This window comes from Sphingomicrobium marinum (assembly GCF_026157105.1).
GTDB lineage: Bacteria > Pseudomonadota > Alphaproteobacteria > Sphingomonadales > Sphingomonadaceae > Sphingomicrobium > Sphingomicrobium marinum.
Genome location: NZ_JANPVQ010000001.1, coordinates 1512699 through 1533346, shown reverse-complemented (window position 1 = coordinate 1533346; position 20648 = coordinate 1512699). Strand labels below are relative to the sequence as shown.

The 20648-nt window shown below is 62.2% G+C and carries 25 protein-coding genes and 2 tRNA genes; 20 read left to right on the top strand and 7 right to left on the bottom strand.

All coding sequences use genetic code 11. The features are described 5' to 3' along the window. Positions 1 to 85, top strand: a tRNA-Leu gene (locus NUX07_RS07725). A gap of 23 nt (positions 86 to 108) precedes the next feature. On the opposite strand, the gene NUX07_RS07720 is transcribed toward NUX07_RS07725, so the two are convergent. Continuing rightward, entirely contained in the window at positions 109 to 912 is an 804-nt protein-coding gene (locus NUX07_RS07720) for a TolB family protein (RefSeq protein WP_265529994.1), read from the bottom strand. A gap of 259 nt (positions 913 to 1171) precedes the next feature. Here NUX07_RS07720 and NUX07_RS07715 point away from each other — a divergent pair, with 259 nt between their 5' ends. From NUX07_RS07715 to NUX07_RS07705, 3 genes are all read left to right on the top strand, one after another. Then, the gene (locus NUX07_RS07715) at positions 1172 to 2323 is read left to right on the top strand and encodes an AI-2E family transporter (protein WP_265530775.1); all 1152 of its coding nucleotides are present in this window, start codon (positions 1172 to 1174) and stop codon (positions 2321 to 2323) included. A gap of 61 nt (positions 2324 to 2384) precedes the next feature. Continuing rightward, positions 2385 to 2461: transfer RNA gene (locus tag NUX07_RS07710), tRNA-Asp, on the top strand. Between the two features lie 88 nt (positions 2462 to 2549). Continuing rightward, positions 2550 to 3539: a YncE family protein gene (locus tag NUX07_RS07705; RefSeq protein ID WP_265529993.1), complete on the top strand. Its 990-nt coding sequence runs from the start codon at positions 2550 to 2552 to the stop codon at positions 3537 to 3539. A 17-nt stretch (positions 3540 to 3556) separates the two neighbouring features. Here the strand turns inward: NUX07_RS07705 and NUX07_RS07700 are convergent, their stop codons facing one another. From NUX07_RS07700 to NUX07_RS07685, 4 genes are all read right to left on the bottom strand, one after another. Then, positions 3557 to 3766 carry a DUF2842 domain-containing protein gene (locus NUX07_RS07700; protein ID WP_265529992.1) on the bottom strand — a complete coding sequence of 70 codons (210 nt, stop codon included), beginning with the start codon at positions 3764 to 3766 and terminating at the stop codon, positions 3557 to 3559. A gap of 4 nt (positions 3767 to 3770) precedes the next feature. After that, positions 3771 to 4358: a 5-formyltetrahydrofolate cyclo-ligase gene (locus NUX07_RS07695; RefSeq protein ID WP_265529991.1), complete on the bottom strand. Its 588-nt coding sequence runs from the start codon at positions 4356 to 4358 to the stop codon at positions 3771 to 3773. A 153-nt stretch (positions 4359 to 4511) separates the two neighbouring features. Continuing rightward, on the bottom strand, positions 4512 to 4826 hold the full coding sequence (locus tag NUX07_RS07690) for a cell division protein ZapA (RefSeq protein WP_265529990.1): 315 nt from the start codon (positions 4824 to 4826) through the stop codon (positions 4512 to 4514). Next, positions 4823 to 5035, bottom strand: a complete 213-nt coding sequence (locus NUX07_RS07685) for a hypothetical protein (RefSeq protein ID WP_265529989.1) — start codon at positions 5033 to 5035, stop codon at positions 4823 to 4825. The genes NUX07_RS07690 and NUX07_RS07685 overlap by 4 nt, the downstream gene beginning before the upstream one ends. 134 nt (positions 5036 to 5169) lie before the next feature. Between NUX07_RS07685 and tkt the strand changes: the two genes are divergently transcribed. The 5 genes from tkt to NUX07_RS07660 are packed head-to-tail and all read left to right on the top strand — an operon-like array spanning position 5170 to position 10364. Continuing rightward, positions 5170 to 7131 (top strand): transketolase, encoded by a 1962-nt coding sequence (gene tkt / locus NUX07_RS07680; RefSeq protein ID WP_265529988.1) that lies wholly within the window; start codon positions 5170 to 5172, stop codon positions 7129 to 7131. Beyond that, on the top strand, positions 7128 to 8132 hold the full coding sequence (gap, locus tag NUX07_RS07675) for a type I glyceraldehyde-3-phosphate dehydrogenase (protein ID WP_265529987.1): 1005 nt from the start codon (positions 7128 to 7130) through the stop codon (positions 8130 to 8132). Before tkt ends, gap begins: the two co-directional genes overlap by 4 nt. Continuing rightward, positions 8132 to 9331, top strand: coding sequence for a phosphoglycerate kinase (locus tag NUX07_RS07670; RefSeq protein WP_265529986.1), 1200 nt, complete (start codon positions 8132 to 8134; stop codon positions 9329 to 9331). Before gap ends, NUX07_RS07670 begins: the two co-directional genes overlap by 1 nt. Positions 9332 to 9335: 4 nt before the next feature. After that, positions 9336 to 9764: a nuclear transport factor 2 family protein gene (locus NUX07_RS07665; RefSeq protein ID WP_265529985.1), complete on the top strand. Its 429-nt coding sequence runs from the start codon at positions 9336 to 9338 to the stop codon at positions 9762 to 9764. 36 nt (positions 9765 to 9800) lie between these two features. Beyond that, positions 9801 to 10364, top strand: coding sequence for a hypothetical protein (locus NUX07_RS07660; RefSeq protein WP_265529984.1), 564 nt, complete (start codon positions 9801 to 9803; stop codon positions 10362 to 10364). Here the strand turns inward: NUX07_RS07660 and NUX07_RS07655 are convergent. Beyond that, a complete protein-coding gene (locus tag NUX07_RS07655; RefSeq protein WP_265529983.1) occupies positions 10361 to 11125 on the bottom strand; it encodes a flavodoxin family protein in 765 nt (254 codons plus the stop codon). The genes NUX07_RS07660 and NUX07_RS07655 overlap by 4 nt on opposite strands. 143 nt (positions 11126 to 11268) lie before the next feature. Between NUX07_RS07655 and NUX07_RS07650 the strand changes: the two genes are divergently transcribed. The 7 genes from NUX07_RS07650 to NUX07_RS07620 all read left to right on the top strand — a co-directional run bounded on the left by NUX07_RS07650 (position 11269) and on the right by NUX07_RS07620 (position 16880). Then, entirely contained in the window at positions 11269 to 12165 is an 897-nt protein-coding gene (locus NUX07_RS07650; protein ID WP_265529982.1) for a fructose bisphosphate aldolase, read from the top strand. 10 nt (positions 12166 to 12175) lie between these two features. Further along, positions 12176 to 12838, top strand: coding sequence for a thiamine phosphate synthase (gene thiE, locus NUX07_RS07645; protein ID WP_265529981.1), 663 nt, complete (start codon positions 12176 to 12178; stop codon positions 12836 to 12838). A 42-nt stretch (positions 12839 to 12880) separates the two neighbouring features. Then, positions 12881 to 13588: a M23 family metallopeptidase gene (locus NUX07_RS07640; protein WP_265529980.1), complete on the top strand. Its 708-nt coding sequence runs from the start codon at positions 12881 to 12883 to the stop codon at positions 13586 to 13588. A 71-nt stretch (positions 13589 to 13659) separates the two neighbouring features. After that, positions 13660 to 14223 (top strand): elongation factor P, encoded by a 564-nt coding sequence (efp, locus tag NUX07_RS07635; RefSeq protein WP_265529979.1) that lies wholly within the window; start codon positions 13660 to 13662, stop codon positions 14221 to 14223. Then, positions 14223 to 14792, top strand: a complete 570-nt coding sequence (locus tag NUX07_RS07630; RefSeq protein ID WP_265529978.1) for a DUF302 domain-containing protein — start codon at positions 14223 to 14225, stop codon at positions 14790 to 14792. The genes efp and NUX07_RS07630 overlap by 1 nt, the downstream gene beginning before the upstream one ends. Beyond that, positions 14792 to 15604, top strand: a complete 813-nt coding sequence (locus NUX07_RS07625) for an inositol monophosphatase family protein (RefSeq protein WP_265529977.1) — start codon at positions 14792 to 14794, stop codon at positions 15602 to 15604. Before NUX07_RS07630 ends, NUX07_RS07625 begins: the two co-directional genes overlap by 1 nt. Positions 15605 to 15617: 13 nt before the next feature. Then, positions 15618 to 16880 (top strand): SMP-30/gluconolactonase/LRE family protein, encoded by a 1263-nt coding sequence (locus NUX07_RS07620; RefSeq protein WP_265529976.1) that lies wholly within the window; start codon positions 15618 to 15620, stop codon positions 16878 to 16880. A 6-nt stretch (positions 16881 to 16886) separates the two neighbouring features. Here NUX07_RS07620 and NUX07_RS07615 read toward each other — a convergent pair whose 3' ends face one another. Then, positions 16887 to 17339 (bottom strand): YbjN domain-containing protein, encoded by a 453-nt coding sequence (locus NUX07_RS07615; RefSeq protein WP_265529975.1) that lies wholly within the window; start codon positions 17337 to 17339, stop codon positions 16887 to 16889. Positions 17340 to 17584: 245 nt separating this feature from the next. On the opposite strand from NUX07_RS07615, the gene ndhC reads away from it, so the two are divergent. The 4 genes from ndhC (at position 17585) to NUX07_RS07595 (ending at position 20641) form a co-directional block, all read left to right on the top strand. Beyond that, complete coding sequence (gene ndhC, locus NUX07_RS07610; protein ID WP_407696166.1) at positions 17585 to 17926, top strand: NADH-quinone oxidoreductase subunit A; 342 nt, start codon at positions 17585 to 17587, stop codon at positions 17924 to 17926. Positions 17927 to 18033: 107 nt separating this feature from the next. Continuing rightward, on the top strand, positions 18034 to 18507 hold the full coding sequence (locus tag NUX07_RS07605; protein WP_456115187.1) for a NuoB/complex I 20 kDa subunit family protein: 474 nt from the start codon (positions 18034 to 18036) through the stop codon (positions 18505 to 18507). Beyond that, on the top strand, positions 18504 to 19397 hold the full coding sequence (locus NUX07_RS07600; RefSeq protein WP_265529972.1) for an NADH-quinone oxidoreductase subunit C: 894 nt from the start codon (positions 18504 to 18506) through the stop codon (positions 19395 to 19397). Before NUX07_RS07605 ends, NUX07_RS07600 begins: the two co-directional genes overlap by 4 nt. Continuing rightward, complete coding sequence (locus NUX07_RS07595) at positions 19394 to 20641, top strand: NADH-quinone oxidoreductase subunit D (RefSeq protein WP_265529971.1); 1248 nt, start codon at positions 19394 to 19396, stop codon at positions 20639 to 20641. Before NUX07_RS07600 ends, NUX07_RS07595 begins: the two co-directional genes overlap by 4 nt. Positions 20642 to 20648: the final 7 nt, after the last annotated feature.

Here is a 20648-nt window from a genome sequence, read left to right as displayed (position 1 = left end):
GCCTCTGTGGCGGAATTGGTAGACGCGATCGACTCAAAATCGATTTCCTTACGGAGTGCCGGTTCGAGTCCGGCCAGAGGTACCAGCGCTCTCAAACCGAGCTGTCCGTCAGGGCGTATCGACCATCTTCAACTTGGCGAGTTTGGATCGGGTCGATTTCATGATCGTGCCGCCATCGCCCCATACAAGTGTCATTCCATCCCAACTGAAGGATGCACGCGAGCCGTTGCCCTTGGTGAAGAGGACAGGCGGCCCCCACGGGTCATCGGTGCTTTCGCGGCTGCTGAAATAGATATTCCCGGCGCCATCGTCATAGACCAGCTCGAGGCGGTCGCGTCGGACATTGGGGCGGGTTTCCGTGCCATCGTCGCTACTCAACTCCACGATCTTGGTGGGTGTCCCGAAATCTACGCTGACATAGATGTCTTGGGTGCCATCGCGATCGCTTGAAAAATAGAGATATGACGTGTCCTCATCATCCTCGAGGTAGGTCGGGCTCCATTCGTCGGCGGCGTTGATCTCGTCGCTAAGCGCGACGGGCGCACCGTAGCCATTCTTGGGGTGCACCTTTGACATGTAGATGTCGCCGGACCTTACGAAGAAGAACATCCGTCCGCGTGCCGGGCTAGGGCAGTATTCGGGGGCCGCGGTGTTGATGGTCGGGCCGACATTGACCGCCGCGTCCCAGCCCGAACCGTTATACGGTGCGCGCCAGATATCGTTCGAGCCAAAACCGCCGTCGCGGCCCGACGCAATGAAGAGGTCATTGGTGTAGGGATCGAGAATAGGGCAGCCGCCGCCGCCAACGCTGGTGACGGCCTCGGCATCGCCCCACGCTCCGAATTGCTGCGCCTGCGCAGTCCCACACGTCAGCGAAATCGCCGCGACGCTTGCAAGAAGTCGAATGTTCATCGTTCATCCCCTGCTGTACCGGTTGCGTCGGAAGGCCTCGATGTGATGAGAAAGTGCGCATCAACGGCGCGCGGTGCGCGCGAGCCAGCTTCCGACTCGGCCGCGGACATTAACACAAATCAACGACTTATTTAAGGAGGCCGTACGCGGTGTCGCCGATTTCAGCTCTGCCGCGACCAGGCGGCAATTGCGCCACACACGTGCAAATCCCGTTTTTGCGCTCTTCCACCACGCTGCGCTTTAACTTAGCGTGACCTGCATGGACGCGCCGCGAAGTCACCACGAAAACGATTCTCACACGCTAGAGGTCAAGCGGGTGCGGCTACTGGCGGCGTTGGCGCTGTTTGCCGGCATCGGGCTGATCTTAGCGATCCCCTTTGCGTTGCGGTCGGGCGCAGAATTTTTTCTGCCGGTGACTGGCGGATTGGTGATCGCGATCGCGCTCGTCCCGGTGCTCGAATGGCTGGAACGACACCGCTTTCCTAGCTGGCTCGCCGCGCTGACCTCGCTCTTCCTGTTTGTCGCGTTCGCAACCTTTGCGGTGCTTGCGATCATGCTGCCGGCGATCGACTGGGTCCAGCTGGTCCCCGAAAGGATCGAGCGGGTGCGCTTGACGGTGGCACCGTTGATCGAGCTCTATACCGCCGGTGAGGCGTTCGTCGACCGGGTCATATCGGGCCTCGATTTCGGACTTGGCGGCGACGACACGACAGTCACCGTGGACACCCCCAATTCGCTGGCCGAGCTTATCGCGACCCAAGCCCCGTTTGCGCTCATCCAGATGTTCTTCGCGGCTTTGCTGGTGTTCTTCTTCCTGTCGGGGTGGACCAAGATGCGCGAGCGCACGATTACGCGGCGCGGCAGCTTCGAAGGCGCGCTGACGACCGCGCGTGTCATCGGCCAGGTCGTCGATTCGACGTCGACTTATATCGGCACCATTACCGCGGTGAACCTGACGCTCGGCACGCTGACCGCCGTCATCCTCTGGATGCTCAGCATGGATAGTCCGGTGATGTGGGGCGGCATTGTCGCGGTGCTCAATTTCGTGCCCTATCTGGGGCCGATCCTGGCCGCGATCCTGCTGGGGATCGGCGGTCTCATGAGCTTTGCCGATCCGTGGATGGCCTTCCTGCCGCCGCTCGTCTTCATCGTGCTGCACAACGTGGAAGCCAATTTCCTCACGCCGATGATCGTGGGCAAGCGCGTACAAGTGTCGCCCTTGCTGATCCTTATCAGCCTGTCGTTCTGGGCATGGATCTGGGGGACCGCGGGGGCGCTTCTGGCCATCCCGCTGCTGATCATCATCAAGACTGTCCTGGGTGCGGCGGGCACTCCCGATATTGCCGGTTTCCTCTTCGAACATGGCACGCTTACCCATGTCGGTGAGGACGAAGACGAAAAAGATGATTAGAAGCGCGTTCTAGTTGTTGACAGGCGCGGGGGGCTCTTCTAGTTGCCCGCCACACACTTTAGCGGGTGTAGCTCAGTTGGTTAGAGCGCCGGCCTGTCACGCCGGAGGTCGCGGGTTCAAGTCCCGTCACTCGCGCCATTTTCCTGACATCGTTGGTCGAAGCGAAGTGGCGCCATTTCGTGCGCGCCGTTATGGCGGGTCGTGCCTTTTTGCCAAGGAGAGCCCGATGCGTCGTTTCTTTCCCCTGTCCGTGCTTTGCCTGCTCGCCGCGCCTGCGGCCGCCGATACGCTCATCGTGGGCAACAAGGCGGAACACACGGTGAGCTTTGTCGATCTGGAGACGGGCGAGGAAGTGCGGCGGGTCGAGACCGGGCGCGCACCGCACGAGATCGCGGTTTCGCCCGATGGCACGACGGCTGTCGTCGTCAGCTATGCCGAAGCGGGCTACATCGGCAACACGCTGCACCTGTTCGATGTGGCGACCGGTAAAAAGACGGGCGTCATCGACCTTGGCGAACACCAGGCTCCGCATGGCCTCAAATGGATTGGCGGCGACGATCTCGTCATCGTGACGACCGAACGCAGCCAGGACGTCGCCATTGTTGACGTGGAAAATGGCACCGTCACTGCGAGTCTCAAGACCGGCATGCAAGGCAGCCACATGGTAGCGCTGTCGCCCGATGTGCGCCGCGCTTATGTGGCGAATATCGGTTCGGGAAACATGTCCGTGTTCGACTTGCCGACTGGGGAGAAGGTCGCCGACGTTACGGTCGGCGCACAAGCGGAAGCCGTGACAGTAAGCCCCGATGGCCGCGAAGTCTGGGTCGGATCGAACGGCGAACGAAAGGTCGTGCGCTTCGACGCGGCGAGTTTGGAGCAGCTTGGCACGTTCGACGTTGCTGGCGTGCCGATCCGGGTGGAGTTCAGTCCGTCGGGGCAGCATGTCGCGATCAGCCATTTCGATCGCGCCGAGGTCATCATCGTCGACGCATCGAGCCAGGAGCTGGTGGCGACCGTGGACCTTGGCGAGGCCGACCTCGCGGTACCCGTGACAATGCTCTGGTCTCACGACGGATCGAAGCTGTGGGTGGCCGCGACGGGGAGCCAGGCGGTTGCCGAGATTCACGCCTCACACTGGACGATAAACCGGATCTTCGCCGTCGGTGCAGGATCGGACGGGCTTGGCTATTCGCCGCTCGACACTGCCGCCGATTAGATGCGCCGCGTCGTTCTTCAGGCTTTGCGGCCCGCTTCCATCCAACGCAAAAGCGGCTTCAGCGGAATGATCCAGGCGAGGCCGGCGACGAGGAAGAAGAGCATCTGAATGATAAAAGGCCAGCGCGCCATGTCACCGACAATTTCCAGTATCGCCCAGACGTAAAAGGTTAGCCATGCAAGGATGGCGAACGTCCCCAGCAAAGTGCGAGATTTGGGTTCGTGCACTGCGCTAGAATTTTTCCACGCCGCGCGGCGAGATGAAGAGGTCGATCGGCACATCCCAGCTGTCGGCCTTGCAGCCAAGATCGAGACGCTGCGATTGCCAGCCGAGACCGATCAGCGTGACACCATCGGACTTCAGTCCTTCGAGCGCGCGGTCATAATGGCCCTTGCCCTGGCCGATGCGCATCCCGCCGTCGAGGCAGGCGATGAGCGGAAGCAAGACAACGTCGGGCGTGACGACCGGCGAATCAGGGGCGGGCTGCATGATCTGGTAGGGCCCAGGCATGATTGGCTCACCGGCGCAGAAGGTGAACTTCTGGTCGCCCTCACTGAATGTCGGATAGGCGATGGTCTTGCCCTGGCGGACGGCCTTCTTGACGATCGCGCCCGGCGAAATTTCGCTGCCGATCGGGATATAGGCGCCAATCGTCTTTGCATCGGTCAGGAAGGGCGCGACATTTTCGGCCAGCTGTTCTTCCAGCGCGCGGCGGGCATCGCCTTCAAGCTGGCTGACGAAATATGTGCGCGACTTGCGCGCTTTCTTGCGGATGTCGTGCTTCTTGTCGGACTTGGTGGGGGGTGACGGGACCGCCATAGGTCGTTTGCCTCTGTATCCTCTGACGCCAGAACGTCAGGTGGGTGCCATATATGCCAGACCAAGGTCCGGCTAGGGACAGCTCCCTAGGATGAAATTAGCCTCAGGGATAGTCGAACGCTCGTGCCAGGCAGTGCCCGTCAGGATATTCATTTAGGGATTGTCGGCCTCGGCCTCAAGGGAATCCGCCATCGATTCCAGCCAGGTGGCAAGACCTTCGGCGCGGCTAAGCACCGTTTCGTCCACCGCCTTGGGCGGCGCGCCGTCATGCTGCTCGTTCAATTGATCGGCGAGCAGGAGCGACGCGTAGAAAAACTGGCGCGATTCGGACAGGCTGCCGAGCCCCGCGATCGCCTCGCGCGATTTTTCATCGACCAGCGCGGCGGCCTTCTGGAGACTCTCTTCTTCGCCGTCGCGGCAGCGCACTTCGTAAGGACGTCCGCAAATTGTCAGCGTGATCGTGCTCATGCGCTTTTCTCCGCATCCGCCATCAGGCGATCGAGTTCGACGATGACCTGCGTCACCTCCTCACGCAGCTTCAGTTCGCGATCGCTCCGGCTGGCTGGAGAAATGGTAATGCTGGGCTTGTGGGCCTTTTTCTTGGCCATCGCCGCCTCGATCCGCGACAATGCGCGTTCGGCGCGATCAAGATAGTCGTGCAGCGTTTCTTGAGACATGATCTCAACTGTTTAGACGGTTTAACCCATGTTGCAAGTCACCCTGCTTGACGCTGTGCGCGTGGGTGGCGATAGGCAGTAGCCGACGCGCCCGACCGATTCTCCTTCCACGAGCGGCGCCAACGGGGATTTGCATGACCACCAGACGCCGTCTTGCCAACGCCATCCGGGCTCTTTCCATGGACGCTGTGCAGGAGGCCAATTCAGGGCATCCCGGCATGCCGATGGGGATGGCCGACGCAGCCACGGCGCTTTTCGTAAACCACCTGAAGCATGATCCGAGCGATCCGCATTGGCCCGACCGCGACCGCTTCGTGCTATCGGCGGGCCACGGCTCGATGCTAATCTATTCGCTCCTGTATCTTACCGGCTACCAACGCCCGACGATCGAGGACATCAAGAATTTCCGCCAGCTGAGCAGCCCATGCGCGGGCCATCCGGAAAATTTCGAGCTTGCCGGGGTCGAAACGACGACGGGGCCGCTGGGGCAGGGGCTGGCGAGTGCAGTCGGCATGGCGATCGCCGAGCGGCACCTCAACGCGATTTACGGTTCCGATCTGGTCGATCATCACACCTATGTGATCGCTGGCGACGGTTGCCTGATGGAAGGCATCAACCATGAAGCCGCGGGGTTGGCGGGGCATCTCCAGCTCGGCCGCCTGATCGTGCTGTGGGACGATAACGAAATCACCATCGACGGCGATACCGACCTTTCACGTTCCGAGGATATCCTGGGCCGCTATCGCGCGATGAACTGGGATGTCATCGAGTGCGACGGCATGAAGGCGATCAGCGTTGATAAAGCTATCGAGGAAGCGAAGGGGTCGCACCGCCCATCGCTGATTCGCTGCAAGACGATCATCGGTTATGGCGCACCCAACAAGCAGGGCACGGCGGCCACGCACGGGGCGCCGCTCGGCCCCGAAGAAATCGCGGCGGCGCGCGAGGAACTGGGCTGGGACGCACCGCCCTTCGAAATCCCCGACGACGTCCTTAAGGCCTGGCGCGATGCGGGCAAAAAGTGCGCGGAGGAGCGCGCGGCGTGGGAAGAACGGCTCAAGGGCCATGACAAAGCCGCCGAGTTCAAGGATCGCCTCGACGGCATCTATGATCGTCGCTGGCAGGGCGACCTGATCGACAAGCTGGTCGCGGATGCGCCCAAGATGGCGACCCGCAAGGCAAGCCAGGTCGTGCTCGACGCGATCAATGAGGCCGTCGATGCCACGATCGGTGGCAGCGCCGACCTGACCGGATCGAACAACACCAAGGCCGGCGGCATCGAGCCGCTGACTGCGCAGAATTATGGCGGTCGCTACATTTATTACGGCATCCGCGAGTTCGGCATGGCCGCCGCGATGAACGGGATGGCGCTGCACGGCGGCGTGCTGCCTTATGGCGGGACCTTCCTGGTGTTCGCCGATTATTCGCGCGCCGCAATACGCCTCGGCGCATTGCAGGGCGCCAAGGTCGTTCATGTCATGACGCACGATTCGATCGGGCTTGGCGAAGATGGGCCGACCCACCAGCCGATCGAGCATCTGCAAAGCCTTCGTGCGATGCCGGGGCTTGTCGTCTATCGCCCCGCCGACGCCGTCGAGACTGCAGAATGCTGGGCCGATGCGCTGACGCAAGACGGGCCGAGCCTTATTGCATTGTCGCGCCAGGGACTGCCTGCCCTGCGCACCGAGAAAGCCGAACACAACCTGTCGGCAAAGGGTGCCTATCGCCTTAAATCGGCGGATCGCGACCGCGAAGTCGTGCTGATCGCGACCGGTTCCGAAGTAAGCCTCGCGATGGACGTGGCCGCTTCGCTCGAAAAGGCCGGGGTTGGCGCCGATGTCGTGTCGATGCCCAGCTGGGAAAAGTTCGGCGACCAGAGCGGCGATTATCGCGCTGACCTGCTGCCTGACGATGTACTCAAGGTCTCGATCGAAGCAGGGGCCACTTTCGGCTGGTGCCAGATGACCGGCTCGGACGGCCTCAACATCGGGATCGACCGCTTCGGCGCCTCCGCGCCCGCGCCCGACCTGTTCAAGAAATTCGGCTTCACCGTGGAAGCCATCACGCCCAAAATCATGGAGAAACTTGGCAAATGACCAACGTCGCCATCAACGGATTTGGCCGAATCGGCCGCCTCGTCGCCCGCGCTTTGCTTGAGCGCGACGATCATGACTTCAACTTGGTGGCGATCAATGATCTTGCCGATGCGGAATCGAATGCACTGCTGTTCCAGTACGACAGCACGCATGGCCGTTTTCCCGGGAGCGTGAGCGTCGAGGGCGATACGATCAAAGTCAACGGCAAGGCCATCACGGTCACCAAGGAACGCGATCCGGGCAAACTGCCGCACGGCGACATGGGCGTGGATATCGTGCTCGAATGCACGGGCTTCTTCCAGTCCGACGAAGCCAGCCGTCCGCACCTCGAGGCGGGCGCCAAGCGCGTGCTGATTTCGGCGCCGGCCAAGGGCGTGTCGAAGACCATCGTCTACGGCGTGAACCACGAGACGCTCACTGCGGACGACGATGTCGTGTCGAACGCCAGCTGCACCACCAACTGCCTCGCACCGGTGGCGAAGGTGCTGAACGACGCTGTCGGCATCGAACGCGGCTTCATGACGACGGTGCACAGCTACACCAATGATCAGCGCATGCTCGACCAGATGCATGGCGATATGCGCCGTGCGCGTGGCGGGGCGCAGAACATGATCCCGACGACGACGGGCGCGGCACGCGCGGTCGGTCTCGTCCTGCCCGAACTCAACGGCAAGCTCGACGGGTCGTCGGTGCGCGTTCCAACCCCCAACGTCAGCCTGATCGACCTCGTCTTCACGCCGGGCCGCGACACCTCGAAGGACGAACTCAATGATGCGCTCAAGGCGGCGGCGCATGGTCCGATGAAGGGCGTGCTCGACTATACCGACCAGCCGCTGGTCAGCAGCGACTTCAACCACCATCCGGCATCGTCGACCGTCGACAGCCTCGAAACCGCGGTGATGGACGGCAAGCTCGCGCGCGTTGTTAGCTGGTACGACAATGAGTGGGGCTTCTCGAACCGCATGATCGACACCGCCGGAGTCATGGCAAAGCTGATCTGATGACCTTCAAGACCCTCGATGACCTGCCCGATGACCTGACCGGCAAGCGCGTCCTTGTTCGCGTCGATTTCAACGTGCCGATGGCCGATGGCGACGTCACCGACGCGACCCGTATCGAAGCCTCGTTGCCGACCATCCACGAGCTCGCCGACAAGGGCGCGCTGGTGTTGTTGCTGTCGCATTTCCGCCGGCCCGAAGGTCGCGGACGCCCTGACATGTCGACGTCGTTGCTGGTTACGGACCTGAAGGAAATCAGCGGTCGTTCGGTGCGCTACATCGAAGACTGCCAGGGGCCCGAAGCGGCGCGCGCCGTCTCGATCATGCTGCCCGGCTCCATCGGGATGCTCGAGAATACGCGCTTCCATGAAGGTGAGACGACAAACGATCCCGACTTAGCCAGGTCGATGGCCTCGCTCGGCGATTATTTTGTCAACGACGCCTTTTCTGCGGCGCACCGCGCGCACGCTTCGACTGTGGGCGTTGCGCAGCACCTGCCGGCCTTTGCGGGCCGCGCGATGGAAGCAGAACTCAAGGCGCTCGATGCTGCGCTCGGCAATCCCGAAAAGCCAGTCGCGGCGGTTGTCGGCGGGGCCAAGGTTTCGACCAAGCTCGCAGTGCTCGGCAATCTTGCCAAGATGGTCGATCACCTCATCATCGGCGGCGGCATGGCCAATACCTTCCTTGGCGCGCGCGGGGTGAATGTCGGCAAGTCGCTTTGCGAGAGCGAAATGCTCAATGAAGCCGAAGCGATCTTCGATGCGGCCGACGCAGCGGAATGCACGATCCATCTTCCTTACGAAGTGGTCGTGGCCAAGGAATTCGCGCCGCATCCCGAGAGCATGCGCACCTGCAACGTGCATGAGGTGGCCGAGGACGAGATGATCCTCGATCTGGGGCTGGCCGCCGTTGAGGCTGCCTCCGACGTCCTCAAGAATTGCCGGACGCTGGTCTGGAACGGGCCGCTCGGCGCATTCGAGACCGAACCGTTCGACCAGGCGACCGTGCAGCTTGCGCGTCATGCCGCAGCGCTGACCAAGGAAGGGACGCTCAAGTCCGTTGCTGGCGGCGGGGACACGGTGGCCGCGCTCAACCATGCCGGCGTCAAGGACGACTTCAGCTTCGTGTCGACCGCGGGCGGCGCGTTCCTCGAATGGATGGAAGGCAAGCCGCTGCCGGGCGTGGACGCGCTCAAGAAGTAACACGATGGCCAGTACACTCGACCTGATCGAAACACAGGAACATCGCCTGATGCGCTCCTGGTGCCGCGGTGAGCGCAGCCGGATGAAGGCGCTGCTGGCACGTGATTTCCAAATGCTGGTCGGTGCCCGCGAAAGCCTGATCCTCGATCGGCCAAGCTTCCTCGAGGCCGCGACCGAACGCTTCCGCTGCATGGGTTACCGGATGGATGGTATCCACACCCGCCAGCATGGTCGCACCGCCTTCTTCGTCGCGCGCTTCGAGCTGGAGGCCGAGCTCGACGGGGAAGACTGGTCAGGTCTGTTTCTGATCGTCGACCTGTGGCGCAAGTCGCGGCTGACCCGCGGCTGGAGCCTAGTCGAGCGCACTCTGTCGCGCCCCGAAGCCCGCGAACAGGTGCCGCAGGCGATCCGCTCGATGCAGTTGTGGCGCTAGCGCTCCGCAGCTAGCGTCAACGGCGGGGGATCCGCCATGACCGAATTCGCATTCGTCTTTTCGCTCTACAGCCTGCTCTTGAGCTTCTCGCTCGTGGCGCTGCTGTCGGGGTTGGGCAAGTCGCTCGATGCGGCGCTGCGCGAAGACGGACCGCGCGTGGGGTGGCTCGTGCCGCTCCTCGGTCTCTTCGTCTTGCTCGACTTGCTCAGCTTCTGGGCGGCCGCCTGGACGGTGCGCGATCTCATTGCCATCAGCGGGCCGACGCTCACCGGCGTGCTGCTGTTCGCCAGCGGATATTATCTGGCGGCGCATCTCGTCTTTCCCGACGATCCGTCGAAGGAAAGCGATCTCGCTGATCACTTCTACCGGGTGCGCAAACCCGTCCTCGGCATCCTTGTCGTGCTGCTATTCGTGCAGTGGGGTTATTACGTTTCGGTCCCGACAATTCGCGAGGCGGTGCTGACGCCCATGGCCTACGGGCAGACGCTTGTGCTGGTTGCGCTAATGCTGGCGGCGATGTGGGTGAAGAAGCCGCGCTGGATCACGCTCATCCTCGCGGCGCTCTGCCTACGTTACCTCGTGGTCTATCTTTTCCTCTAGTCGTCGCGACGATGTTCGGGATTGGGCCATCCGGGCTTCGATCCGTCGTCCCATTCGGTGCGGACGTTACCTTCGGCGGGCAGGCCGCCGGCGTCCTTCAGCATCTTGGCCATGTGGAGCAGGTTGAACGCCATGAAGGTGGTGTTGCGCTGGGTGAAGACATTGTCGAAGCCGACACGGCCGCCTTCGTCTTTTTCGTCGCCATAGGACGGGCCGGGGCCGGCCTCGCCGATCCAGCCGCAATCGGCCTGCGGCGGGATGGTGTAGCCGACGTGCTGCATCGAATAGAGCACGCCCATGCCGACATGCTTGATGCCATCTTCGTTGCCGGTGACGACGCAGCCGCCGACCTTGCCGTAGAACAGGTACTGGCCCTTGTCGTTGACCTGCCCCGAATGGGCGTAGAGCTTTTCGATGAAGGCCTGCGCCAGCGATGACTTCTCGCCTAGCCATATGGGGGTGCCCAGCACCAGAATATTCGCGCCGATGACGCGGTCGCAAATGTCAGGCCACTCGTCTTTGTCCCAACCATGTTCGGTCATGTCTGGATAGACACCAGGGGCAAGGTAATGATCGGACAGGCGGACGCGGTCGACAGCGACGCTGCGCCGCTCGAAGATCTCGGCCACCACATCAAGCAGTGTATCGGTATGCGAGGGTTCAGACGGGTGCTTGAGGCTGGCATTCACGATGCAGGCCTTGAGGCCCGAAAAATCGGTCTCGATGGCGTCGCAAATCTTCGATTGGGTTTGGCTGAGCATGGCGGTTTAGCCCTCCTTTCTCTGCCAGCGCTACGCTAGTCGATTTTGTTCCGCCTGTGAGCGTTCACAGTGGTTGCGAAGGCGGGGCGGGGCGGCTAGGCGCGCTGCATACGTATGCGGCTTTGCAAGGGAGCAGATTCACGATGAGCACCGATCCGAAGATGATGGCGCAGATGGTTGGCGGCGCCGGTTTCATTGCCGCGCTGGACCAGTCGGGCGGGTCGACGCCCAAAGCGCTGCGGGCCTACGGGTTGGAGGAAGACGCCTGGAACAGCGAAGACGAGATGTTCACGCTCATCCACGACATGCGCAGCCGCATCGTCACCGCCCCGAGTTTTGACGGCCAGAAGGTTCTGGGTGCGATCCTGTTCGAAAAGACGATGAACGGCGAAGCCGGCGGCAAACCCGTGCCGCATTTGCTGTGGGAGCGCGGCGTGGTGCCCTTCCTCAAGGTCGACAAGGGGCTCGAGGACGAGACCAACGGCGTCCAGATGATGAAGCCGATGCCGACCCTCGTTGAAATGTGCGAAGACGCAGTCTCGAAGGGCATTTTCGGCACCAAGATGCGCTCTGTCATCCACGAAGCGAACGAAGATGGCATCGCCGCCAACGTCGACCAGCAATTCATGTTCGCGCGCCAGATCATCGGGCACGGCCTGGTGCCGATCGTCGAACCCGAAGTGAACCTGAAGAGCGAGAGCCGCGCCGAGTGCGATGCGCTGGTGCTCAAGCATATCCACCGCAATCTCGATGCGCTGCCCGATGGCGAGCGCGTGATGCTCAAATTGTCTTTGCCGGTCGAAGATGACCTCTATGCGCCGCTGGTCGCGCATCCGCGCGTTATCCGCGTCGTTGCGCTTTCGGGCGGCTACGAGCGCGAAGAGGCCAATGCCAAGCTAGCCAGGAATCGCGGTATGATTGCCAGCTTCAGCCGCGCGCTGTTGCAGGACCTTCGCGCCGACATGGATGATGAAGAGTTCGATGCGGCGCTCGGCGCGGCTATCGATGACATCTATGCAGCGAGCGTCTGCAACGGCTAAGGCCGCGCGCATGAGTGACGATTTCGATTTCTCAATTTTCGAGGCGCCCGAGCGGACGCATCCATCGCAGCTATACCTGATCAGCCCGCAGGACGTCGGCGGAGACTTTCCTGACCGACTGCGCGCTGCGATCGCGGGCGGCAACGTTGCGGCGTTCCAGCTGCGCGTGAAGGGCGTCGGCAGTCACGAGCTGGCCGTCCTGGCCAAGCCGCTGCAGGAAGTCTGCGTCGAGAAAGACGTCGCATTTATCGTCAACGACGATATCGCCATGGCCAAGCGCCTTAACGCTGATGGCGTGCATCTGGGCCAAGGCGATGGCGAGGTACGCGAGGCGCGCGCCGAGCTCGGCCCCTCGGTGCAGATCGGCGTGACCTGCCATGCCTCGCGCCACCTTGCCATGGAAGCGGGCGAAGCGGGGGCCGATTATGTCGCCTTCGGTGCCTTTCACGATAGCCCGACCAAACCGAGTGGGCACCGGCCCGATCCCGGGGTCCTGAGCTGGTGGTCGAGCCTGTTCGAATTGCCGTGCGTGGCGATCGGGGGCATCACCGCCGAGAATGCTAAGCCGCTGGTGCGCGCCGGCGCGGACTTCCTGGCAGTATCGTCAGCCGTATGGCAGGCGGATGATCCTAGGGCGGCAGTCGCAGCCTTTGCCGAGACGCTTGAGGGATAAAGCCGCGCCTTGCCGCGTTATGCGGTGAAAGGAGAGGGCCTCATGCGAACATTTCTCACAGTGATCGTGACCGCCTTGCTGACGAGCATGGGATGGTTTGTCGCGGTGAAAGCCGGCTTTGTCGGACCAGCACCGGAGACCGCCCAGGCCGAGGCGGCGGCGCCCGAGACCATCGAGCCCAATCCGATACACGACGGCGAAGTGAGCGTGGCAGAAGCAGGGCTCGATCGGCGCGACACGCTTCGCCTGGATCCCGATGCCGATCCGCAAACGCGCGCTGCCAACTCGATCGAAATCGGCCCTGCTGGCCTGGCCGTGCCCGTTGCCGGCGTTTCGCCCGAAGCGCTCGTCGACACCTTCACCCAGGCGCGGGCCGGCGGCGCGCGGCGGCACGATGCGATCGATATCATGGCTCCGCGCGGCACGCCGGTCATATCGGCGTCGGCAGGCGTGATCGAAAAACTCTATTTCTCCGAAGGCGGCGGCGGGATCAGTGCCTATGTCCGCTCCAACGACAAGCGCTGGATCTATTATTATGCCCATCTCGACGCCTACGCGGACGGGCTGAAGGAAGGACAGCGGATTGGTATTGGCGATCCCATCGGGACGGTGGGTTCGACGGGCAATGCCGCGGCCGATGCGCCGCACCTTCATTTTGCAATCCACCGCATGGAGCCCGAGGAAGGCTGGTGGGAAGGGCGACCGGTCAATCCCTATCCGCTGCTTGCGGGAAGTGACGCGGCAGGCTAGGGCGCGGAGCAATTGGAACGCCCGTGCGCTCCAGCTCTTTCAACTCGTAGGCAGCAGATAGGCAGATCGATATGAAGATCAGCGGTGTGGACATTCGTCCCGGGAACATCATCGAATATGAAGGCGGCATCTGGAAGGCCGTCAAGATCCAGCATACCCAGCCCGGAAAGGGCGGTGCCTATATGCAGGTCGAGCTCAAGAACATGATCGACGGGCGCAAGAACAACGTGCGCTTCCGCTCCGCCGAAAGCGTCGAGCGCGTGCGCCTCGACACCAAGGATTACCAGTATCTGTTCGCTGACGGCGACATGCTGACCTTCATGGACAAGGATACCTACGAGCAGATCACCATCCCGAGCGAAGACATCGGTGACCAGGTTGCCTTCCTGCAGGATGGCATGGATGTCATTATCGAACTCTATGAAGAAAAGCCGATCAGCGTGCAGCTGCCTGATCAGATCGAAGCCGAAATCGTCGAGGCCGATGCGGTGGTCAAGGGCCAGACGGCTTCGTCCAGCTACAAGCCTGCCGTGCTCGACAATGGCGTGCGTATCATGGTCCCGCCGCACATCGAAAGCGGCACGCGGGTTGTCGTCGATACTCGTGACAGCAGTTACGTGAAGCGCGCCGACTGATGCGTACGCTGATCCTCTCGACCGCGTTGCTGCTCGCCGGCTGCGGCGATGCCGCTGACGTGCTTGGCAATGCCGAGGACGAAACGGTCGGCAACGCGACGACGCAAACCGAAGCCGAGGGCGCGGCCATCTCTTCATACGGGAACGGCGTCATCACGCTCGAAAGCCCGGATGATGTCGCGACGACGGTCCAGCGGCTTGAAGCCGCGTTGGAAGAGGCCGGTTTCGGCATCGTTGCCAAACTCAACCACCAGGAAAATGCAGGCAAGGTCGACCTTGAACTGCCGCCCGCGACCGTGATCTTCTTCGGCAAGCCCGAAGCCGGCACGCCGCTGATGCAGGAAGCCCCCGAAGCGGCGCTCGATCTGCCGCAGCGCATGGCTGTGTACGCCAAGGACGGCGCGACGGTGATCGCCTACAACGATCCGGCCTGGCTCGCGTCGCGCCACGGTATTGTCGACCAGAAGGACCGGCTCGATGCGATGTCGGCAGCGCTCGAGGGCCTGGCACAGGTTGCAGCTGGCAATGCGCCGCCCGCGGGTGATGCCGCCACCAACGAGGTGCAATAATGGTTTCGCACAGCGGACTGATCACCGTGATGGAGCGCGCTGCCCGGAAGGCGGCGCCGCGTCTTCGCCGCGACTTCAACGAAGTCGAACAATTGCAGGTCTCCAAGAAGGGACCGGCCGACTTCGTGTCGATGGCGGACGAGCGCGCCGAGCGCACCATCGTCGAGGAATTGCTCCACGCGCGCCCCGATTGGGGCGTTGTGATGGAAGAGGGTGACACGATCGAAGGCGACCCCGACAAGCCGCGCTGGATCGTCGATCCGCTCGACGGCACCTCCAACTTCCTCCACGGCATCCCGCATTTCGCCATCTCGATTGCAGTAGAGAGTAAGGACGCGCAAGGGCGCCCTGAAGTCACGCAGGGCCTCGTCTACCAGCCGCTGACCGACGATAGCTTCTGGGCCGAGAAGGGTCGCGGAGCCTGGCTACAGGACCAGCGCCTGAGGGTATCGGCACGGCGCGATTTGAGCGAGGCATTAATCGGAACGGGACTGCCCCATTTCGGTCGCGGCAACGTGGTGCAGTGGAACCGCATTTATGGCGCGGTGGGCCCTGAAGTGTCGGGTATTCGGCGTTTCGGTGCCGCCAGCCTCGATCTCGCCTGGGTCGCGGCGGGCCGCATGGACGGCTTCTGGGAAGACGATCTCGACCTGTGGGACGTTGCTGCCGGCATGCTGCTGGTCAAGGAAGCCGGCGGCTTCGTGACCGATTATCGCGGGCAGGACCGGATGGTCGCTCGCCGAGAATATCTGGCCGCTAACGGAGATCTCCATAGCAAGCTGCACAAGCTGGTGGCACGCGCCCTCCGATAGAGGAGGGGCTCAAATGCGTTTTATTGCTGGTGCACTGATTGCTTCGCTGCTCGCCGGATGCGGGCCTGTGGCGCGGGCCGGTATCGTAGTCGCGCCGGAACCGTCGGTAGTAGACTTATCAATTCTGGAGCCGTGGACGCCCACAGGCCAGGCTGGACGCGTGCATACCGGGCCCGGCCTCTCAATGTTGCCCTATCCTAACAGTGCGTCGGTGCAGCGCAGGCTGCTTGGCCGCGCCTTCGAGGTCGAAGAAGAGCGTGTATTCGCACAGCCCGCTTTGCAGCGGCTCGGTGCCTTCGGCTTTGCGCTTTCCGACGGCGCGCAGGCCCAGCTCGAAACCATCATGCCCGGTCCGGTAATGGCTGCATATCGCGCGGCGTTGGTAGGGAAAGTTGCGCCGGTCGAAGCCAGTGACATTGCGGCACTCATACCCCCGGAATTTCCGCTAAGTGAAAGCATCGCCTACGATGTCAGCACGTCGCGCTACTTCTCGATGTCGATTGCCGATAGCACGCTGATCACCAGCCAGGACGCCGCTGAATGGCACGAAGTGGCTTTGGCAGGCGGTGGACGGCCAATGGGGCTGGCGATCGATGCCAGCCGACGTCTCTTATGGGTGACGATGGGTCGAATGGGCGAAGAGGCTGACGCCTTTGTCGGTCTCGTCGCCGTCGACATCGATACGTTGGCCGAAGCACGGCGCATTCCGGCGGCAGCGACCTCGCTCAATGACGTTACAGTCGCGGCAGATGGCAGCGTTTTCGCCAGCGACAGCTTGGGTGGCGGCATCTATCGATTCGCGACTGGGGCCGAAACGGTTGAACGTCTCGATGAAGAACTGACGTTCCGCTCGCCGCAAGGGATCGCACTACACCCGTCCGGCAGATACGCATACATTTCCGACTATAGCTACGGGCTGGCGCTGTTCGCCCTTGAATCGCGCTTAGCCTACCGCATCGATGGCCCGGAAAACCTGATGCTTGATGGTGTCGATGGCCTCTTTCTTCACGAAGAGCATGGACTGATTGCAATCCAGAATGGCGTCTCGCCACATCGAATAATGGCCTTCACCCTGTCGACGGACGGGACAAGGATTACGCGTGCGACGACACTGGAGCGGGCGCACGGGGAATGGGGCGAACCGACGACCGGCCAGTTGGTGAATGGAGCGCTGCTATATATCTCGAACCCCCAATGGGATCGGTTCGACGAAAACGGTCTTTTGCAAGGAGATGCGCCGCTTCAGGCTAATATCGTCCGCCGCCTCCCGCTATAGCATCGCCTAGAAATCGATCAGTTCGAGGAAGCGGCCATTGTTGGACAGGAAGATGTCCAGCGCTTCGTCGAACTCCTCGCGCTCGATCGGACCGTCTTTGACCTGCACGTCCATCTCGATCCACGGATCGCCCTCTTCGTCAAGATAGGTCCGCGTGTAACGATGCGCGCGATCGAATTCATGCAGCACATCGGCGCCCGGCCGCTTGCCACCGTCGAAGCCGTACGTGGCGGCGAGTTGCAGCGTCTTGCAGTTCGCATTCTCTTCGCAGCCGTAGAAAATCACGGCGAAATTGATGCCGCTGTCAGAGCTCAGCACCATCGGATCGCCGGCACCGTCCTGGCTCATTTCAGCGCGATAGCCACGTTCCTGCAGGGCAGCGATGACGGTGGCGGGATCGGCGGGATCTACAGATGCCCCGGCCTGGAGGGCGAGCGCGGCAGCGAGCGATAAGATCATGACTTTCTCCAACCATCTGGCAGCCGACCTCGTCGCTTGATCGCGGGCACCTGGCCATGTTGACAAACCCGTTTCGCAGCACGGATGAAGCGGGGCAAGCGCGAATGTCCGGCATTTGCCCGAAATACCGCACTTTAGGCGGTTGATAGGGGGCGATGGCTGTCCTAGAGACGCGCGCAAGTGAGGGCTTTTGCCTCGGGAGGAAAAACTTGGCCGACGTAGCCACAGACTATCTGCCGATCCTGATGTTTCTGGGGGTCGCGATCGTCTTTTCGCTGATATTCGTGGGCGCACCGATGGCGATTTCGCGCCTCACCGGTGCCCATAAGCCCGATCCCGCAAAGCTGAGCGAATATGAGTGCGGTTTTCCTGCGTTCGAAGACAGCCGCGACCAGTTCGACGTGCGTTTCTATCTCGTCGCCATCCTTTTCATCATCTTCGACCTCGAAGTCGCCTTCCTCTTCCCGTGGGCGGTCAGCCTGATGGGCGTTGGCTGGGCCAGCTGGATCGCGATGATGATCTTCCTTACCGAACTGACGCTCGGCCTTGTCTATGCGTGGCAGAAGGGAGCGCTGGAATGGGAGTAATCCTCGACGCCGAGCGCAACCCGCTTCCCACCGAAGAGGAAATCGCGCGCGCCAAGGGGTTGGTGCCGGGCAATCTCGATCCCGAAACTCGCGCCAAGCTGGAAGCCATGCAGGCCGAGCTGGACGAAAAGGGTTTCGCGGTCGCGAGCCTGGAAGACCTGTTCACCTGGGCGCGCACCGGTTCGCTGTGGTGGATGACCTTCGGCCTGGCCTGCTGCGCGGTCGAGATGATTCACGTCAACATGCCGCGCTACGATCTCGAACGCTTTGGCGTGGCGCCGCGCGCCTCCCCGCGCCAGAGCGACGTGATGATCGTCGCGGGAACGCTGTGCAACAAGATGGCCCCGGCGCTGCGCAAGGTCTACGACCAGATGAGCGAGCCCAAATATGTCATCAGCATGGGCTCATGCGCCAATGGCGGTGGCTATTATCATTATAGTTATAGCGTCGTGCGCGGGTGCGATCGCATCGTGCCGGTCGACATCTACGTGCCGGGCTGCCCGCCGACCGCCGAAGCGCTGCTCTACGGCATCCTCCAGCTTCAGCGTAAGATCCGCCGCGAGGGGACGATCGAGCGATGAGCTTCCCCAAGATCAAGCCGCGTGACGGGTTTGCCGAAGCCTACGAAAAGGCGATCGGCGGTGCGTTCGTGTCGTCCAAGCACGACGCGCACGAGCTGACCGTCACGGTCACGCGCGATGGCCTCGTCGCTGCCGCCAACACCGCCAAGGGCAAATTTGGCTACCAGCAGTTGATGGAAATCGCGGGCGTCGACTATCCCGAGCGCGCCGAACGTTTCGAGGTGAATTACCACCTCTTGAGCGTGACGCATAACCATCGCCTGCGGCTGAAGGTGCTGGCCGACGAAGACACGCCGGTGCCCTCGCTGGTCGAGCTATGGCCGGTCGCCGGCTGGCTCGAACGCGAAGTCTTCGACATGTACGGCGTCAACTTCGCGGGCAACCCCGACTTGCGCCGCATCCTCACCGATTACGGGTTCGAAGGCTATCCGCTGCGCAAGGACTTCCCGATGACCGGCTATGTTGAGCTGCGCTATTCGGAAGAGGAAAAGCGCGTCGTCTACGAACCGGTAAAGCTGCCGCAGGATTTCCGCACGTTCGACTTCCTGATGCCGTGGGAAGGCCCCGAGTATCGCCTGCCGGGCGATGAAAAGGCCGAAGGGCAGGCGCCGGGCGCACCCACGCCCGCCGATAAGCACGAACCGCCCAAGGTAAAGGCCGAAGCCGGGCCGGGCGATCCCAAGACGACCGAGAAGCCTTCGGACACCGGAGCCGGTGAGCCGACCAACAAGGAAGCCAAGGAAGAAGCGCGCGACAGCGTTGCCGATAAGGCCGACCATGCCGGGGGCAAGATGACCGACACCCCCGCGCCCGAAACGCGCGAGGATGCGCCCGCCGATGCGCGCAAGGGCCGCGGAGCGGCAAGCAAGACGGATGAGGACCTGAAATGACGACCAAGGTCGAAATCCAGACGTTTCCCGATGCCGAAGGCGTCGATCTCGACCAGCCCAACACGGCTGGTGACGAGACGATCAGCAACTACACGATCAACTTCGGACCGCAGCATCCGGCCGCGCACGGCGTGCTGCGCCTGATCATGGAGCTTGACGGCGAGATCGTCGAGCGTGTCGATCCGCATGTCGGGCTGCTCCACCGCGGCACCGAAAAGCTGATCGAATACAAGACCTATGCGCAGGCGCTGCCTTATTTCGATCGGCTCGATTATTGCTCACCCATGTGCATGGAGCACAGCTACGTGCTGGCGGTGGAAAAGCTGCTCGGCATCGAGGTGCCGCTGCGCGCGCAATATATCCGCGTGCTGATGGCGGAGCTGACGCGCATCTCCAACCACATGCTCAACCTCGGTAGCCACGTGATGGACGTGGGCGCGATGACGCCCAACCTGTGGCTGTTCGAAGTGCGCGAAGACACGATGCAGCTTTACGAAGCCGTGTCGGGCGCGCGCATGCACGCCAACTATTTCCGCGTCGGCGGGGTCCACCAGGACATCCCCGAGAAGGTGCTGGCGGAGATTAGCGACTTCCTCGACAAGCGGATGCCGCTGTTCGAGGACGCGATCAGCCTCGTCGCCGACAACCGCATCTTCAAGCAGCGCAACGTCGATATCGGCGTGGTCAGCAAGGAAGACGCGCTGGCCTGGGGCTTTAGCGGCCCGATGATCCGCGCCAGCGGCATTCCGTGGGACCTGCGGAAGTCGCAGCCGTACGAGGTCTATGACCGCATGGATTTCGACGTGCCCGTTGGCACCAAGGGCGATTGCTACGATCGCTTCATGGTCCGCGTCGAAGAAGTGCGCCAATCGGCGCGCATCATGCGCCAGTGCCTAGCCGAAATGCCTTCGGGCCCCATCGGCAGCCTCGACCGCAAGGTGTTCCCGCCCAAACGCGGCGAGATGAAGCAGTCGATGGAGGCGCTGATCCACCACTTCAAGCTCTACACCGAGGGCTATCACGTGCCCGCGGGCGAAGTGTATGTCGCCACCGAAAGCCCCAAGGGCGAATTCGGCGTCTACCTCGTCGCCGACGGCACCAACAAACCCTATCGCTGCAAGATCCGGCCGACCGCGTTCAGCCACCTGCAGGCGATGGATTTCATGATGAAAGGCCACATGCTCGCCGACACCACCGCGGTGCTCAGCGCGATCGATGTCGTCTTCGGGGAGTGTGATCGGTGAGCATTAC

Bases quoted from the DNA above. Each gene is read 5' to 3' on its own strand.
- ndhC (WP_407696166.1), top strand. From the start codon at position 17,585: ATGTTTCTGGGGGTCGCGATCGTCTTTTCGCTGATATTCGTGGGCGCA.
- NUX07_RS07720 (WP_265529994.1), bottom strand. From the start codon at position 912: ATGAACATTCGACTTCTTGCAAGCGTCGCGGCGATTTCGCTGACGTGT.
- NUX07_RS07705 (WP_265529993.1), top strand. From the start codon at position 2,550: ATGCGTCGTTTCTTTCCCCTGTCCGTGCTTTGCCTGCTCGCCGCGCCT.
- NUX07_RS07605 (WP_456115187.1), top strand. From the start codon at position 18,034: ATGCAGGCCGAGCTGGACGAAAAGGGTTTCGCGGTCGCGAGCCTGGAA.
- NUX07_RS07620 (WP_265529976.1), top strand. From the start codon at position 15,618: ATGCGTTTTATTGCTGGTGCACTGATTGCTTCGCTGCTCGCCGGATGC.
- NUX07_RS07595 (WP_265529971.1), top strand. From the start codon at position 19,394: ATGACGACCAAGGTCGAAATCCAGACGTTTCCCGATGCCGAAGGCGTC.
- NUX07_RS07690 (WP_265529990.1), bottom strand. From the start codon at position 4,826: ATGAGCACGATCACGCTGACAATTTGCGGACGTCCTTACGAAGTGCGC.
- NUX07_RS07685 (WP_265529989.1), bottom strand. From the start codon at position 5,035: ATGTCTCAAGAAACGCTGCACGACTATCTTGATCGCGCCGAACGCGCA.
- efp (WP_265529979.1), top strand. From the start codon at position 13,660: ATGAAGATCAGCGGTGTGGACATTCGTCCCGGGAACATCATCGAATAT.
- tkt (WP_265529988.1), top strand. From the start codon at position 5,170: ATGACCACCAGACGCCGTCTTGCCAACGCCATCCGGGCTCTTTCCATG.
- NUX07_RS07640 (WP_265529980.1), top strand. From the start codon at position 12,881: ATGCGAACATTTCTCACAGTGATCGTGACCGCCTTGCTGACGAGCATG.
- gap (WP_265529987.1), top strand. From the start codon at position 7,128: ATGACCAACGTCGCCATCAACGGATTTGGCCGAATCGGCCGCCTCGTC.
- NUX07_RS07655 (WP_265529983.1), bottom strand. From the start codon at position 11,125: ATGCTCAGCCAAACCCAATCGAAGATTTGCGACGCCATCGAGACCGAT.
- NUX07_RS07650 (WP_265529982.1), top strand. From the start codon at position 11,269: ATGAGCACCGATCCGAAGATGATGGCGCAGATGGTTGGCGGCGCCGGT.
- NUX07_RS07600 (WP_265529972.1), top strand. From the start codon at position 18,504: ATGAGCTTCCCCAAGATCAAGCCGCGTGACGGGTTTGCCGAAGCCTAC.
- NUX07_RS07670 (WP_265529986.1), top strand. From the start codon at position 8,132: ATGACCTTCAAGACCCTCGATGACCTGCCCGATGACCTGACCGGCAAG.
- NUX07_RS07665 (WP_265529985.1), top strand. From the start codon at position 9,336: ATGGCCAGTACACTCGACCTGATCGAAACACAGGAACATCGCCTGATG.
- NUX07_RS07715 (WP_265530775.1), top strand. From the start codon at position 1,172: ATGGACGCGCCGCGAAGTCACCACGAAAACGATTCTCACACGCTAGAG.
- NUX07_RS07625 (WP_265529977.1), top strand. From the start codon at position 14,792: ATGGTTTCGCACAGCGGACTGATCACCGTGATGGAGCGCGCTGCCCGG.
- NUX07_RS07660 (WP_265529984.1), top strand. From the start codon at position 9,801: ATGACCGAATTCGCATTCGTCTTTTCGCTCTACAGCCTGCTCTTGAGC.
- NUX07_RS07630 (WP_265529978.1), top strand. From the start codon at position 14,223: ATGCGTACGCTGATCCTCTCGACCGCGTTGCTGCTCGCCGGCTGCGGC.
- NUX07_RS07615 (WP_265529975.1), bottom strand. From the start codon at position 17,339: ATGATCTTATCGCTCGCTGCCGCGCTCGCCCTCCAGGCCGGGGCATCT.
- thiE (WP_265529981.1), top strand. From the start codon at position 12,176: ATGAGTGACGATTTCGATTTCTCAATTTTCGAGGCGCCCGAGCGGACG.
- NUX07_RS07695 (WP_265529991.1), bottom strand. From the start codon at position 4,358: ATGGCGGTCCCGTCACCCCCCACCAAGTCCGACAAGAAGCACGACATC.